Origin of the sequence: Deinococcus pimensis DSM 21231, assembly GCF_000519345.1 — a bacterium.
Taxonomy (GTDB): Bacteria; Deinococcota; Deinococci; order Deinococcales; family Deinococcaceae; genus Deinococcus_A; species Deinococcus_A pimensis.
The window spans coordinates 1-545 of the sequence record NZ_KI912622.1; the positions used below are offsets into that span (position 1 = coordinate 1).

General features: G+C 72.8%; 1 protein-coding gene. It reads right to left on the minus strand.

Annotated elements, in window-relative coordinates:
• On the minus strand, window positions 1-406 hold a 406-nt coding region (locus DEIPI_RS27905; protein WP_045233492.1), incomplete at its 3' end, for an AfsR/SARP family transcriptional regulator.
• Window positions 407-545: the final 139 nt, after the last annotated feature.

Genomic DNA, 545 nt, shown 5'->3' on the forward strand with positions numbered 1-545 from the left:
GCCAGTCCGAGAAGTCCGGGGCGTCCTCGAACTCCATCCCGTCGAGCAGCGCTCCGTCCCCCGCGACCAGCAGGGCCTGGATCACCGCGCCCGCGTCCGCGAGGGGCGGCACGTCCACCGTGACGCCCGGCGCGAGCGACAGCGTCTCGCGGGCCTCCACGATCTCACCGCCCGCCGCGGCGATCGTACGCCTCAGGACGTGCACGAGGTTGTTGCGTGCGGTGGACTCCGGACTGTCGGGCCACAGCAGGCCCGCCACGCGCGAACGCGACGACGGTCCCTCCAGCGCGAGGTACGCGAGCACCGCGAAGGCGCGGTCGCCCAGACGGACGGGAGCGCCGCCGCGCGTCACGAGGCGGGGACGACCGAGCACCGAGAGGTGCCAGAAGGAACTGGACGGGGGCATGTGCCCCCAGCCTAGCAAAGCGCCCACGAGCTCAGATGATCACGAGGCCCGACCGCACGCCCTCGCGCACCGCCGCCGCCCGGCTGCTCACGCCGAGCTTCGCGTAGACGGACGCGAGGTGGAACTTCACGGTGTTCTC